Origin of the sequence: Endozoicomonas sp. ALD040, assembly GCF_049275945.1 — a bacterium.
In the GTDB taxonomy this organism is placed as follows: Bacteria; Pseudomonadota; Gammaproteobacteria; order Pseudomonadales; family Endozoicomonadaceae; genus Endozoicomonas_A.
Genome location: NZ_CP184829.1, coordinates 1,207,544 through 1,224,014, shown reverse-complemented (window position 1 = coordinate 1,224,014; position 16,471 = coordinate 1,207,544). Strand labels below are relative to the sequence as shown.

Here is a 16,471-nt window from a genome sequence, read left to right as displayed (position 1 = left end):
GAACGAGTAGAGTTTTTGGACAGCTTGAATTTGAATTCGTTGTCTGAATCATTTTAAAAGCCTTGACATCACACCCTCGAATTGGAGGGTGTCGCAAAACTCTCTCCAGCGTGGGAACGAGTTGACTCCCGTCATTCCCGGCTTCATTCCCGTCATTCCCGGCTTCATTCTCGTCATTCCCGGCTTCATTCTCGTCATTCCCGGCTTCATTCTCGTCATTCCCGGCTTCATTCCCGTCATTCCCGGCTTCATTCTCGTCATTCCCGGCTTCATTCTCGTCATTCCCGCGAAGGCGGGAATCCACACTGACTCACCACCAGAACCATACTGACCGGTGTCCCCCTGGCCTTGTCATCCCCGAGAAGGCAGAGATCCACCGTTGGCGCTGGATTCCCGCCTTCGCGGGAATGACGACCTCAGAGCATGGGAACGAGTAGAGTTTTTGGACAGCTTGAATTTGAATTCGTTGTCTGAATCATTTTAAAAGCCTTGACATCACACCCTCGAATTGGAGGGTGTCGCAAAACTCTCTCCAGCGTGGGAACGAGTTGACTCCCGTCATTCCCGGCTTCATTCCCGTCATTCCCGGCTTCATTCTCGTCATTCCCGCGAAGGCGGGAATCCACACTGACTCACCACCAGAACCATACTGACCGGTGTCCCCCTGGCCTTGTCATCCCCGAGAAGGCAGAGATCCACCGTTGGCGCTGGATTCCCGCCTTCGCGGGAATGACGACCTCAGAGCATGGGAACGAGTTGTTGGGCTTTTGCGACACCCTCAGAGCGTGGGAACGAGTTTTACGAGTTGTTGGAATTTTGCGACAGCCTCGAATGACGGGAGTGAAACTGGGAATGATGGTTGCGGCTGCCTATTTAAATGGAACTTACGATCAATTTAAAGGTCAAATTATCAGATAACTTCAACTTGATTCTTCAGATAGCAGTGGGGAGATTGACTATGGATGGTCAGATTGACGAAGGTAGAAAAAAAAACGCTCTGGATCCAAACCTCCTTGATCATGGCGCGGCAGCCAAGATGGCAAAGCTGGATTTATCATCAAAGCAAAAGAAGGCTGTAAGAAGCTGCTCTGAAGTAAGGTCCAGAATAAAGAGATCGCCATCTTCGAAAACCTTGCCTGACAGACCAAGAACCGTATCCTTATTGGATTCAAAGCTCCAAAAGCCACCTCATTCCTTCGATTTTCGTTTTGTCACCAGTGATGATGAAGTTCGACAGCTCCTGATTGCCAGGACCTGTGATGAACATCAGGATGTTACTGTTATTTCCCATCCCGATGACCTCTCACAGGCTAACCTGGTGACCCGGTTGAGTATTTCCGACGATGGTCGCCACAGTCTCTATCCGGGCAAACTGTTTGAAAGTTCCCAGCCACTGACTCTGGTGATGGATATCCGAAAGCTCACCGGCGAAGAACTGCCTGAATTTAACGACCTGCTGGACCCGGATACCCCCAGTCTTTACGACAAACTCAGCCAGAAGAAACGCCCTCTGGGTGAGCATGTTTCTTTGCTGGTCCTGGCAGACCCTGCACAGTTGATATCGGTTGGCCAGTGTGAGGACGCACCGGGGGCCGATGCACCGGGGGCCGACGCACCGGGGGCTGATTTCTGGCGGCGAATTAATCGACCGGAAAATACCTGGCAGTTCAACGCACAAACTGGCAATGGCCCGTCAATGGATATCGACGAGATTGCTCCGCTATTGCCTCAACTCCCTGCTGCTGAAAGCGCTACGAACGAAGACAATACCCTTGTTATTGACTGTCACTTGCACAGCCACTGGCGACAGTTGCTGCTGGGCGGTCCCGGTGTCGATCAACAGGGACGAATCCGGCACCTCCCCGGCAGACTAGAGCTATTGCGGGCCGGACAACGGGTCATTCTGAAAGGAGCCAACTGGCAGGATCTCGCTTTTGAACAGACGATTCGACGGATGCTGGCGCAACAGTGCTTTGAAAGCAATGGAAAGATCTGTTCTTTACCCGACAATGTTCAGTTTTATCAGATGCCGGTAGGGAGCGACGAGCTTTATTCACTGTTCCAAAGCCTGTTCCATTCTCCTGACAAAGAAGGCGACAAGGAAGGTGAAAAAGCACTCGATAAGGAGCCCGCATCAGGCAACCCGATCATTATTAACCAGAGTAATATTAGCCAATGGCTGAATCCTGTTGCTATTGTTCCACAAGGCTATGCAGTCCCTAACACCCTTCTTGTGGAACAGGTTCGGGACGGTGGAACTGTCACCATAACTTCTCCCCTCACTGAGGCACTTTGGTTCTGTTTGCTGGGCGCACTGCAGACTATTGGCAAGACGACCGGCCTGAAACCCCGACTTCAGGTGGCCCATACAAGACAGCAGCCGAAGGCACTGGGATTGAAAGAGAGCAATGAACATCCTTTGTTCAGAAGCCATCAGCCACAGAAAAAAGTCAGAGATTATCCTGCCTTCAGAACCTTCACTTATCAGCAATATGCCCAGGCAAGTCATTGGATCAATCATCACCAGAAAGCAGCTCTGGTGATTCAGATCAATGAGCAGACGAGCTTCAGTCAGTTATTCGATAATATCCATATCAGCTCGGAACAAAAGGCACATTTTGGACGACAGCAGAGTCCATTGCAGGAGGCATTAACCGCTGGGAAGCCGGTCGTTTTGCGGGGGCTGGAAAGCAATCCAACGCTTCAGCAGCTTCTGGAACCCCTGCTGGTTGGACAGCCTCTGTTGGTGAATGGCCAATTACAGGCCTACCCGGACGCCCGTGTCACCCTGCTCTGGCCCGAGTCTGCGAGAAGCTCCTCTTCACTATTTAACACAATGGTCGCCACGGCTGACTGCTGTCCTGAGGTCGATTTCTGGGAGATCAATGCCCGCAAAAATGGTCTCTCCCGGACTGAGCTGCCGGAACGAGCGCTTAATCAACTTTACGAAGCGTCTAAAACCGTACCTGGCAACCTTTGTAACCCTCTGCCTGAAATGACCGAAGGCTTGTTGAATAACCTGATACTGGCTGCCCGGCGGGCACAGCAGGTTGACCAGTCGAAACAGCTTTTACCTTGCCACTGGCGCAAGGCCATTGATAGCGTCATCACTCATGGCACCCGTCAGCATCGGCCAGTGCGGGATTTTATGAAAGTGGCTTGTTGGCACTTGTTACCGGATAAGGCAGCGGATGCTCATAGGAAGCCGGATAAGGATCAAGCCGCCTCGGTAGACCCTGAACAGTTAAATGCCATCATCAACAGTGCCCCGAAGTTGGACAGAGCGTTTGTGAAGCAGAACTTCTGGCAACTGACCAGAGCCATTGATCCGACAGTATTTAATGACACTGAATCCAAAGGATTACTTCTGTCCTATGGAAGTCCAATTTCATCGTCAGATAAGAAAGGAGTTCTGGACAGACTTTGTGCCCTGCTTGTGGCCCATGGTCCTGAAGAACATCGACAGGCAATGGCGTATCAGTTGGGAGTCAATCCGGCGGCAGCAAAGCGATATAGACAGTTAGCCATCAGACCATCAAGACAGATTAAACGTTTGCAGGATGCATTGGCTTGTGGCTGGCAGTTAACTTTGCCGTTGGGGCAGACTCGATCCGATGCCATTCAGGCTCTGGCCAGCGATTGTTTTCACAGGGCCAGAACAGCGAATTCCAAGACAGAAGGCATTGAACGCATAGAACATCGACTCTCTGAATCACTGAAATGGACGGGCCCCACTGATAAGCCCTTGTCAGCACTGGCCCGGGATCTTTATCGCGGCAGGGTGAGTCAGAAGGATCGCGAAAGCCGTCGATTGTCACGACTCCATGACCGGCTTACAGACTCTCCTGTTATCTTCCTGCAGGGGGAAACCGGCACCGGAAAAAGTTATTTCTCAGCGAAGATGGCGAACGCTTCAGGACAGGCGTCAGTGATTTCCCTTGGACCTTCTGACAGCGAACAAACCCTGATGAAATGCTGGCAGTGGCAGGAACACGCCGATGGCGACCGCGCTATGGTGCAGCAAAACCGGGCGCTGATGGAATGGGCCAAGACCAAATCCAACAAACACGCTGAATACATTACCCTGGTTCTGGATGAAGCCAACCTGACCCAAGCCGGATTACTGGCCTCATTGAACGGCTTATGGGAACCGCAACCCTACATCTATGTGAATGGTCATCCTGTCGGGGTCAGCCCAAAACACCGGGTGATTCTCACCGGTAACCCGGATCAATACTCCGGGCGCCAAATGGACCCGGCCCTGAAAGAGAAACTGCCCAGAGCTTACTACCCACGCCTGGATCAGGCATTTCTTCGGGACAGGGTAGTGGAACCGGCCCTGGTCAGGCATTTACAACGGCATCTGTCGGGGCATCAAATAAACGACACTGCACACGACGCCAGCAAAAATGTGATGGCACTCTGGCAATATTATCAGGAACTCTTGCCCGACCATGAGTTTACCCCCAGGGATTTAACGGATATCTGCAGTTGGGTGGGTTGGTATCTGGATCGTGCGTTATCCAAAGGAGACAGGGTTACCTGTGAGCAAATAAACAGTTTGATCCAACATAGTTTTCGGGACGTACTGGGGCCGGAAATCAGCGAAACTCATCAGGATGCCCTGTCAGCACTGGAAATCTGGTTTGCTGTTCGTTACGAACCGGAGAACAGCTTGAGCGACAGAGTTCGTAACAAGACGCTGTCAGATATTCAGAAGGCCTTCAGAACAGTCAGCAAAACAATACGACCAGACTTTGATACTTCCGGATCGGCAGTCTGTGAACTGGCGCAACGGCTTGGCCAGGACTTAAACCGCTGTCAGCAGGCTTATCATCTTGACAGAAAACACGGCGGCCGTCAGGCAACACTGATTGAAGGCCCGGCTGGACGGGGTAAGGATGCCACGCTGAACCTGATCATTGAAAGTGTCAAACAGCAGGCTGAACAACGGCAAGAATTGATGCCGGAAGTCTTTTACCTGAATGCCTGTGATTGTTCCTGGGACAGAGTGTGTGAAGTGATCCAGAAAGCCAAAGTGCAGGGTGGCATCGTGGTGATTTCGGAAATGAATCTGATCGACAGCCAGCACCTGGAAGGCGAATTGAACGATATTCTGGCCGGTGACGCCCATCCGGGCTTCCACCTGTTTGCCACCATCAACCCGCCTGAGTACAGCGGGCGAAAACCCTTATCACCGGCGCTGAAAGGGCGCTTTCGACATTTGCCCATCCGGCAGTACAACCCGACCGAATTACAGAACATTGCCGAAAAAGTGTTGCCAGAGTCTTCTGAAGGGAAATTCGCCGCTAAAAAGCTGACAGAGAAACATTGTCTTTTAAGGGCTTACCTGCAACAGAAAAACCTGCCATTGCAGCCTACCAGCCTCGATTTACAGAATGTCGCGAAGGCTATTACCAGAGGGGGCGATTTTACCGAAGACAGTCTTCATCAATGCCTCAATAAGTACTACCGGCTCTATCTGATGGCCGCCAGAATATCGCTGGAGGAACTGCCCGAGTCCTCGGCTCTTGTCATGGATAAAGGAGAGTTTGATTCTGAACTTTGCCGTTGGTTCAACGAAAGGGTACCGGGCATAGATCGACCCTGGTTGATACGGAGCAGCGACCACAACAGTATTGATGGAAAACATGAAATTCACATCAAGACTGATCTGACTGTAGAGGAAGCCAGAGCGGAAATTATCAAGAAAGTGGCTCAGGCCAGATGGCAGGCATCTGGTCTTTCTCTGGAGCCGAAGAAGTCGGACGATATTCTCACAAGGGTACTGTACCGACGCTGGCAGCAACGCTGGTTTGAAGGTGTGTTTTGCCAGATGGGTGTGGGCGCTGATAGCGTATTTCAACTGACGGAAGAAGAGAAACAAACGCTGACATTATCGGCTTCCCGTCCTTACCTTCATGAGGCTGACAGGCAGATAAGTGCGTGGAACGCCAATGCCGTTCAATATTGGCCTGCGTTCTGGCATCAAATCAGTCATCTGTCGAAGCATGGTGTGGACGATCATACTAAAAAAGCGGTAGCCATCGGCGGTAATAAGGCTCCTGAAAAACGCATTCCAGATATAAGCGGGGAACAGACTGAGTTCCTGGACCGGCGCACGAACTATAAGCACCTGAAGAAGTCACAAGTTGACGATCATATGATTTTTAATACCCATTACCCCACTTCCCCAATGTATCGCTGCCAGGCAAAGAATATTGATGTGACTGCTGAGGGTGATATCGAAGTGAGCGAGATCAGTAAGAACATTCTGGGGGTCGAAACCCTAACGCCTGAACGGTTACCGGGGCCTGACCAGGAAGTGACGTTAACCAGCAAGCAAACACTGGCCACCTTCATAGCGTCGTCAAACGATGGTCAATATGTATTACCCAGCCTGACGCCTGACGACTATATCGTGGCCCTGCGTGTTGAACCCGATCTGGCATTGAGCTGGCACAACTGGGCAATGAGTTTCTTCAGTCAACCTGTAGAACCCGAATATACCCTGCTCAGGGACCGATATACCGGACTTCATACACTGTCTATTTCAGAGGCCAAAGGCAAAAACACTCTTCGCATTGCTTATGTTGTAGAACCCGGAAAGCCTGGCGAAAAAACAGCGGCTAAAGAATTCCGACGAGCACAATCAACACTGTTTGACAGCCACTGTTCAGAAGGTATGAAAACAGTACTGGACAAATTCTTTGAGACTGTTGGGACTATTGGTGGACACCCAAGTATTAGTGGACACCCACACAAAATAGAGAAGCTTTTACGGACCATAAGAGACACTAAAGACACAACGCAACGCATTAAAGCGATCACAAAGTATTGCCAACAGTTTTCCGGTGAGGCTAAAGCAGAGAGCGGTGAAAATTTCTTTAAATTCCTGGTAACAAAGCGGCAAGGGAGCTGCCGCCACCGTGTGCCTGTTTTTATTGCTTTTTGTCGTTATTTCGGGATTCCCTGTCGGCAAATTGATAGCTTCGTCCACAGCTTTGCTGAATATTCTGTCGATAAAGGCCAAACCTGGGAGTCAGCAGATTTGGGCGGGGCGCCTGACGAGAACACAGAAATCCTGTCTCACTTCCAGCCCACCAGGAAAGTCACAAGTTCCAGCACTGCAACAAAGAAGATTCAGGAACTCATGAAAAGGGCTGATCTGGCACAACAGCAAACCCTGGCTAAAGCCTGTGGCATGAGCCTTGAGAAACTGAACAAAGCCCTTGAGAAAAAAAGTGTATTGCCAGAAACCCATTTAAGTATTCCCGAAATACTGCAGAAACTTTGGCAGGAAAAAGATTCAACTGGTTTTTCCATGGGCATGTCAACGATCGCTTTACCAGGAGAAAAAGCGTTGGACTATTACAGGGAGCCATTTAATCCGATATTGGAGGCAGTCAAACGCATGTTGTCCAACAATGATGAAGATCTGGTGATTGAACAGCTCAAGTCATTCCATTCAGAAATGATTGATCAGGGCGGAGAAAGAGCCCAAAAGTGGTTGAGCTTAATAGTGAATTTACTGAAACGCAGTAACTTAACCAGGCGTTCGGTTATTCACTTTGCCCGTGAAGCACTGGCATCGGGCTGGCTGGACCCACTGCCGGTCTACTCAGGGGATACTATAGAGGCCCATCAACATCACGATCTATTGCTGCTTCTGGAAGGAGTCGATGAACTGAAAGATAAAGCCGCTCTTTGCCTGAAAAAGTGGTATGGAGAATTATTGGCCAGAGAAAAAAATAGTCAGTTATGGCGGCTGGCTTATCAACGCTTTCGGCAAGCAAGAGGTAATGCCTTTTTCATCACTCATTGCCATGAAGGTTTTTCATCATTCCTTGAAGATAAAATCACCCGCACATCCCTAAAGAAAGCCTGGACGGATGAACCTAAGGGAATTCCGAATGTAGAAAGAATGCTTTTGCACCAGCCCGCATTTGAGCAAATAAACTCGGGTAAAGTGAACCACCGTCCGGTGATTATACTGGGAAGACTAAAGAACATTCGAGCGATACGTGAAAAGGCCGAAGCTCTGTTTCAACGGAAAGTTGAGAACAGCCCGAATCTGAAGCAGATGCTAGAAAAACTCAATCAATTCAATGAGGAGACACAACGACTCCAACATGAACTGGATAGTCCTTGTCCCGAAAGAGATCGTGACAAAAACGTGCCTTATGATGTTTCAGGCGATGATCTTATTGATAGCGATGATCTTATTGATAGCGATGATCTTATTGATAGCGATGATCTTGTTGATAGCGATATCGACAGCAATAGCGATATTGACTGTGTGGATATGGACGATAGTTCAAGGGACTCGTCAGGTGAGCAAGTTCAAGATCAGTCGTCATGGAAGAAAAAAGAGCTTCTGGGTCATTCTAAGGACAAATGCACACAGGCGATTATGCAGGCCTTCAGTCATTACCTTTATGAAGTGACACACTCGAACGGCGGTAGCTTAACCTATTGTTGGGTCGATGCTTACTTCGAGAATGATTTCAACTTGGGTCGCACCTATGGTGCTCATGATCCATCTTCACCAGAAGAGTTGTTTGCCATGATGTGTTGTATTCGTGGCGGATTCCTTAGCAAATCCGTTCAGGAAGATGGTAAGGATACCTACTTGAGGCAGGCACTCAATGCCAATAACGCTCTGGTGCTCAGAACCGATGAGATAACAAAAATTGCCGAAGAGTTTTTCAACACCCTGAATCTGGATTCGCTTTGTGACTCATTCATGTAAACCCGGGGCGTGTTTTCCTCTCTGATGACCAGTATCCATGCATATCTCATGAGGCCATCGCATCTGCCATGGTTGCGGCTGCCTGTTTAAATGGAACTTACGTTTAATCTGAAGGTCAAATTATAAAACAACTTCAACTTGGTTCTTCAGATAGCAGAGAGGGTGATTGACTATGGATGGTCAGATTGATAGAGGTAGAAAAAAACACGCTCTGTATCCTAACCCCCTTGATCGTGGCGTGGGAGCCAAGATAGCAAAGCTGGATGTATCGTCAAAGCAAAAGAAGACTGTAAGAAGCTGCTCTGAAGTGAGGTCCAGACTAAAGAGATCATCATCTCCGGAAACCTTGCCTGACAGACTGAGAACCGTCTCTTCAATGGATTCCACGCTCCAAAAGGCGACTCATTCCTTCGATTTTCGTTTTGTCGCCAGTGATGATGAAGTTCGACAGCTCCTGATTGCCAGGACCTTTGATGAACATCAGGATGTTACTGTTATTTCCCACCCCGATGACCTCTCACAGGCTAACCTGGTGAGTCGGCTGAGCATTTCCGGCGATGGTCGTCATACTCTGCGCTCAGGCAAGCTGTTTGAAAGCTCACAGCCGCTGACTCTGGTGATGGATATCCGACATCTCAGCAGCGATGATCTACCTAAATTTAACGATCTGCTGGACCCGGATAACCCCTGCCTGTACGACAAAATCAATCGCAGGAAACGCCCCCTGGGCGGGCATGTTTCTCTGCTGGTCGTAGCAGATCCTGCCCAGCTGGCATCGATTGGCGAGCGTGATGACGCACCCGGCGCTGATTTCTGGCGGAGAATTAATCGACCGGGAAATACCTGGCAATTCGAGGCACAGACCGGCGATGACCCAGCAATGGATATCGACGAGGTTCCTCCGGTATTGACTGAACTCCCCTCTGCCGAAAGCGCCATGGATGACGACAATACCGTTTTGATTGACTGCCATTTGCACGCTCACTGGCGACACTTACTGCTGGGCGGCCCCGGTGTGGATAAACAGGGGCGAATCCGGCACATCCCCGGCAGGCTTGAGTCATTGAGAGCCGGACAACGGGTGATTCTGAAAGGGGCTAACTGGCAGGATCTGGCCTTTGAACAGATGATTCGACAGATGCTGGCGAAAAAGTGTTTTGAGAGCAATGGCAAGATCTGTCCGTTACCCGACGATGTTCAGTTTTACCGGATGCCGGTAAGGAATAACGAGCTTCACTCATTGTTCAAGAGTCTGTTCCACTCTCGTTTCAAAAAAGGTGACAAGAGAAAGAACGCATCAAGAAGCCCGATCATTATTAACCAGAGTAATATTACCCAATGGCTGAACCCCATTGCCATTGCCCCGGAAGGCTATGCAATACCTAACACCCGTCTGTTGAAACAGATTCGAGCGGGTGGTGTCGTCACTGTAACCTCCCCCCTCACGGAGGCACTCTGGTTTCGTTTGCTGGGTTCACTGCAGACGATTCGCGAGACGACCGGCGTCAAGCCTCAACTTCAGGTGGCTGATTCAAGACGTCAGCCGAAGGCATTGGGACTGGCAGAAAACAATGAACAACCAATCAGAAATCACGCCGCCTTTGATACCATAACTTACCAGCGACCTGTCCAGGCAAGTTATTGGATCAATAATCAGCCGGAAACCCCTCTGCTCATTCAGGTCAATGAACAGACCAGCTTCAGCCAGCTATTTGATAATATCCATATCACCTCGGAACAAAAGGCGCATTTTGGGCGACGTCAGAGTAAGTTGCAGATGGCATTAACCACTGGCAAGCCGGTGGTATTCAGAGGGCTGGAAAGTAATCCAACCCTGCAGCAGCTTCTGGAACCTCTTGCTGTCGACCAACCTCTGTTGGTCAATGGTCAATTACAGGCCTACCCAAAAGCTCATTTCACCCTGCTCTGGCCTGAGACTGCGAAAAGCCCCTCCTCAGTATGGAGTGCAATGATTGCCAAGGGTAAGCCGTGTCCTGAGGTCGACCCCTGGGATATCAATGCCCACAAGCACGATATCTGCCGGACTGAACTGCCAGAACAGGCGCTTAATGACCTTTACAAAGCGTTTGAAACCGTACCTGCTCACCTGTGTAACCCTCTGCCAGAAATAACCGAAGGGTTGTTGAATAACCTGATACTGGCTGCCCGAAGGGCAAAGCAGTTTGACCATGCCGCACAGCTTCTACCTCGCCACTGGCGCAAGGCCATCAATAGCGTCATCACCCATGGCACCCGGCAGCATCCGCCCGTGCGTGATTTCATGAAAGTGGCCTGTTGGCACTTGTTACCGGGTAAGATATTGGACACCCATAAAAATAAGATACTGGACACCCATAAAGTTCTAGACACCCATAAAATTCCGAAGATACCGGACACCCATAATAAGAAGATACTAGACACCCATAAAATTCCGAATGTGGATCAAACGGCCTCGGTAGACCCGGACAGGTTAAATGCCATCATCAATAGTGCCCTGCAATTGGATAGAGCGTTTGTGAAGCAAAACCTTTGGCAACTGGCCAGGGCATTTGACCCGGTAATATTTAAGGACACCGGGTTTCAGCTGTCCTATGAAAGTCCAATGCCAGGGTGGGCCCAAAAAAAAACTCTGGACAGGCTCTGTGCCATAATCGTGGCCCACAGGCCTGAAGCACAACGAGATACAATGGCGTATCAGCTGGAAATTGACCCGGCAACAGCGGAACCCTGTCAATCATTGACCATCTGGCCAAGCAGACAGATTAAACGTTTGCAAGATGCACTGGCTTCTGGCTGGCAGTTGGCCCTGCCACCGGGGCAGACCCGATCCGATACCCTTCATGCTCTGGCCACCGATTGTTTTCATAGGGCCAGAACAGCGAATTCTGAAGCAGAAGGCATTGAACGCATTGAACATCGACTGTCTGAATCGCTGAAATGGACGGGCTCCGCAGACAGACCCTTATCAGCACTGGCCCGGGATCTTTATCACGGCAAGATGAATCAAAAGGATCGAGAAAGCCGTCGATTATCGCGACTCCATGACCGGCTTGCGGACTCTCCCGTTATCTTCCTGCAGGGGGAAACCGGCACCGGGAAAAGTTACTTTTCTGCCAAAGTGGCGAAAGCTTCAGGACAGGCTGCGGTGATTTCCCTTGGACCTTCTGACAGCGAACAGACCCTGATGAAACAATGGCGGTGGCAGGAATATGCCGATGGTGACCGTTCTATGGCACAGCAAAACCGGGCGCTGATGGAATGGGCCAGTATTAAACCCGACGAAAATGACAAATTCGTCACTCTGGTGCTGGATGAAGCCAACCTGGCTAAAACGGGATTACTGGCGTCATTGAATGGCTTATGGGAGCCGGAGCCCTGTATCTATGTAGGCGGTCAACCTGTTCCGGTCGGCACTAAACACCGGGTAATTCTCACCGGCAACCCGGATCATTACGCCGGACGCCAACTGGACCCGGCTCTGAAAGAAAAGCTGCCCAGAGCTTACTACCCTCGTCTGGATCAGGCTTTCCTTCGGGACTGCGTGGTGGAACCGGCTCTGGTCAATCAGTTACAACGACATCTGCCGGAGCCTGAAATAAACGACATTGCACACAGTGCCACACAGAGCGTGATGGTGCTCTGGCAATATTATCAGGAGTTGTTGCCTGAGCATGAGTTTACCCCCAGGGATTTAACGGACATCTGCAGTTGGGTGGGTTGGTATCTGGATCGTGCGCTACCCACAGCTGCCCCTGTTACCTCTGAGCAAATCAACAGTCTGATCCAACAAGTTTTTCGGGATCTTCTGGGTCCCGAAATCAGCGAGGCCCATAAGGATGCCCAGTTAGCATTGGACATCTGGTTTGCTGCCCGTTTCGAACCGGACAAGACACTGAGCGACAAAGTGCATAACCAGACCCTGCCGGATATTCACCAGGCCTTCATAAATTTCACCGAACAAACCCGACCTGAATTTGATACCTCCGGATCGGCAGTCCGCGAACTGGCAAAACGGCTTGGACAGGACTTAAGCCGCTGTCAGCAGGCTTATCATCTCAACAGAAAACACGACGGTCGTCAGGCGACTCTGATTGAAGGCCCGGCTGGACGGGGTAAGGATGCCACGCTGTACCTGATGATTGAAAGTGTCAAACAGCAGGCAGAAGCACGGCAGGAATCCATGCCGGAAGTCTTTTACCTGAATGCCTGTGATTGTTCCTGGGACAAACTGTGTGAAAAGATCCGGACGGCAAAAATTAAGGGCGGCATCGTGGTGATTTCGGAAATGAATCTGATCGACAGCCAGCATCTGGAAGGTGAGTTAAACGATATTCTGGCCGGTGATGCCCATCCGGGCTTCCACCTGTTTGCCACCACCAACCCGCCTGAGTACAGCGGGCGAAAACCGTTATCACCGGCGCTGAAAGGGCGTTTCAGACATTTGCCGATCTGCCAGTACAGCCCGGCAGAATTACAGACCATTGCCGGGAAAGTGTTGCCAGAAACCCGGGAAGGGAAAATCCTGGCTAAAAAGCTGACGCAGCTACATTGTCGCCTGAGGGCTTACCTGCAACGGAAAAACCTGCCGTTGCAGCCTACCAGTCTTGATTTACAGAATGTGGCCAGAGCCGTCATCCAGGGAGACGATGATACCGAAAAAGGCCTTCATCAATGTTTTAATCAGTATTACCGGCTTTACCTGATGGCCGCCAACATATCGCTGGAGGAGCTGCCCGAGTCATCGTCTCTTGCCATGGGTAGAAGAGAGTTTGCTCTTGAACTGAGCAAATGGTTCAACCAGGCACTGCCGGACATGAATCGCCCGTGGCTGTTACGACTCAGTAATCTCAACAGTCTTGATGAAAAATGCCATGAAATTCGTATTAATGCAGATCTGAATGACAAGGAAGCCAGAACGGAAATCATCAGGATGGTGGCTCAGGCCCGTTGGCAGGCATCCGGTCTTTCCCTGAATCCAGACGGGTCCGACGATATTCTCAACCAGGCACTGTACCGGCACTGGCAACAATGCTGGTTTGCCCGGGAATTTGACCAGGCAGGCGTGAATGCGAACAGTGTATTTCCCCTGACGGAAGATGAGGAACAAACGCTGAAATTACCGGCTTCCCAGCCTTATCTTCGCGATGCTGAGCAGCAGATCGAGTCATGGAACGCCAAGGCATCTCAGTTATGGCCTGCGTTTTGGCAGCAGATAAGAAGACTGCCGAACCCTGTTAACAAAGCGCTGGCTATCAGCGTTGATAAAGCGGCTGAAAAATACGACCCGGAACTCCACGAGAAAGAGTTTGAGGCATTAGACCAAATGACGAACTATCAGTATCAGGAGAAGCCACAAATTGATGATCATATCGTTTTTGATACCCGGGACTTTCCTTCCGAGATGTATCGTTGCTCGGCAAACGACATTTTTGTGTCTGCCAAGGGTGATATCACACCGATCGAGCTTAGTAATAAACACCCTATGGGGATCGAAATACTCACGCCGGACCCGTTACCAGAGCATAACCAGCCAGTGGTATTGGCCGACAATCAAACGCTGGCGACCTTGAACGTGACACCGGACAATGGTCAATATGCATTACCCAGCCTGACGCCTGACGACTATATCGTGGCACTGCGTATAGAGCCCGATTTGGCATTTACCCTGGTCAGGGACCAATATACCGGGCTTCACACACTCTCTGTTCCTGAGGCGAAAGCCAACCAGAGTATTCGAGTGACGTATATCGTAGAACCCCTGGAACCGGGCGAAAATACATCGGCTGAAGGATCCCGATCAGAACGATTTGACGCCTGCTGTTCAGAAGGTATGAAATCAGTACTGGACAAAGTGTTTGAGAATATTGACGAACAATCAGGCAAAGTACGGTTTCTTCTGCAGAAAATAAAAGACTCTAAAAACACAAAACGACGAATTAAGTTAATCACGCGTTATTGCCAGCAGTTCTCCGGTGATGCCATACCAGAGCGCAAGCAAAACTTCTTTGAATTTCTCGTAACAAAAAGGCATGGCAGCTGTCGTCATCGTGTGCCTGTTTTTATTGCTTTTTGTCGTTATTTCGGAATTCCCTCACGGCAAATGAATAGCAGTTTCCACAGTTTTGCTGAGTATTCCCTGGATGAAGGCCAAACCTGGAAGTCTGTGCATTTGGGCGGGTCGCCTGTTCTGAAAACAGAAATCCCATTTAATTCCGAGCCCACCGGGAAGGAAAATGATTCCGGCACTGAGTCAAAGATGAGTATGGATCTGCTGAGAAAGATTATGAACGAGGCAGATTTAGCACAACAACAAGCTCTGGCTGAAGCCTGTGACATAAGTCTTGAGGAACTGAACAAAGCCCTGCAGACAAACAGTGAATTGCCAGAAAAAAATCCAAGTACTTCCGAAATACTAAACAAACTCTGGAAGAAAAAAGATCTACCCGCTTTTGCTATGGGCGTTTCAATAATCAAGTCGCTGGAGACGGGGGCATTGGGATATTACGAGAAGGAATTTAAACCGATATCGGAGGCATTGAAAAAAATATTGTACAAAAGTGATGAAGATCGGATCACTGAACGACTCAAGTCGCTTCATTCAAAAATGATTATTCAGGACGGAGCATGCGTTCAACGGTGGTTGGGCTTAATAGTAGTGGCAACACTGGAAGGCAGTGACCTGAACAAACCTTCAGTTATTCATTTTGCTCGTGAAGTCCTGGAATCGGGTTGGCTTGATCCAGTGCCGAACTATAATAAATCTGTCGTAGGAGCCTTTAAACATCATCGGCTATTGCTGCGCCTGGAAAATGTCGATGAACTGAAGGTTAAAGCCAGCCATTGCCTGAAAAAGTTTTACAAGCAGTTATGGTCCAGAGAAAAAAATAGTCAGGTATGGCGTTTGGCTTATGAACGCTACCTGGAGATAGAAGATGATGACTTCCTCGTCACTCATTGCCATGATGGTTTTTCGCAGTACCTGGAAAATAAAATTGTCAGCTCATCTCTACAGTTCACCTGGACGAAAGACCCTGAGGGCATTCCAAATATAGAACGAATGCTGACGCAAGATCCCGCGTTTCTGAAACCAGACTCGGGCAAGGTCAATCACCGTCCGGTGATTATCATGGGACAGATTTTCCGGAACGATGAAGTGACTGGTAACAAAGTCGAAGCCCTGTTTCAAAAGATTGTTGAGAAGAGCCCGGAATTAAAGAATACATTACAAAAAATCAATACCCGTATGGCAATGAAAAAACAACGCTTCAATACTCTGAAGGCATTGAAAAAAATGAAGAAAAAGTTTCAAGATGATTTAAAGCATAAATGTGCGCAAGCGATTGAGGAGGCGTTCTGTCATTATCTGTATGGATTGACACACTCGAAAGGTGGTTACTTAACGTATTGTTGGGCCGAAACTTGCCTTGAGAATTCCGCAAACTCAGACTACTGCGGTGCTCATGAACCATCTTCACCGGATGAGCTGTATATGATGATGCAAGATTTTAATAGTTCTTCAGCATTTCAGAAATCTGTTAAGGATGCCTACCTGCGGCAGTCACTCAACGCTAATAACGCTTTGGTGCTCAAAGACGATGATATGGGCAAAATTTACCAAGAGTTTTTCAACACGGTGAATCTGGATTCGCTTTCTGACTCTCTGGTCTATGAAGGTGACCAGCCCGTCACCAACAAAGCATAGTTTCTTTCAGCGCACTC

At 49.5% G+C, this 16,471-nt stretch carries 3 protein-coding genes; all 3 read left to right on the top strand.

From position 1 onward, the window contains the following. Positions 1–121: 121 nt before the first annotated feature. On the top strand, positions 122–331 hold the full coding sequence (locus tag ACOJUN_RS04055; protein WP_422135390.1) for a hypothetical protein: 210 nt from the start codon (positions 122–124) through the stop codon (positions 329–331). 627 nt (positions 332–958) lie between these two features. Next, positions 959–8,752: an AAA family ATPase gene (locus ACOJUN_RS04050; RefSeq protein WP_422135389.1), complete on the top strand. Its 7,794-nt coding sequence runs from the start codon at positions 959–961 to the stop codon at positions 8,750–8,752. Positions 8,753–8,924: 172 nt separating this feature from the next. Next, positions 8,925–16,454, top strand: a complete 7,530-nt coding sequence (locus ACOJUN_RS04045; protein ID WP_422135388.1) for an AAA family ATPase — start codon at positions 8,925–8,927, stop codon at positions 16,452–16,454. The last annotated feature ends 17 nt before the right edge of the window (positions 16,455–16,471 follow it).

Coding starts and splice junctions, on each gene's coding strand:
- ACOJUN_RS04045 (WP_422135388.1), top strand. CDS start 8,925: ATGGATGGTCAGATTGATAGAGGTAGAAAAAAACACGCTCTGTATCCT.
- ACOJUN_RS04050 (WP_422135389.1), top strand. CDS start 959: ATGGATGGTCAGATTGACGAAGGTAGAAAAAAAAACGCTCTGGATCCA.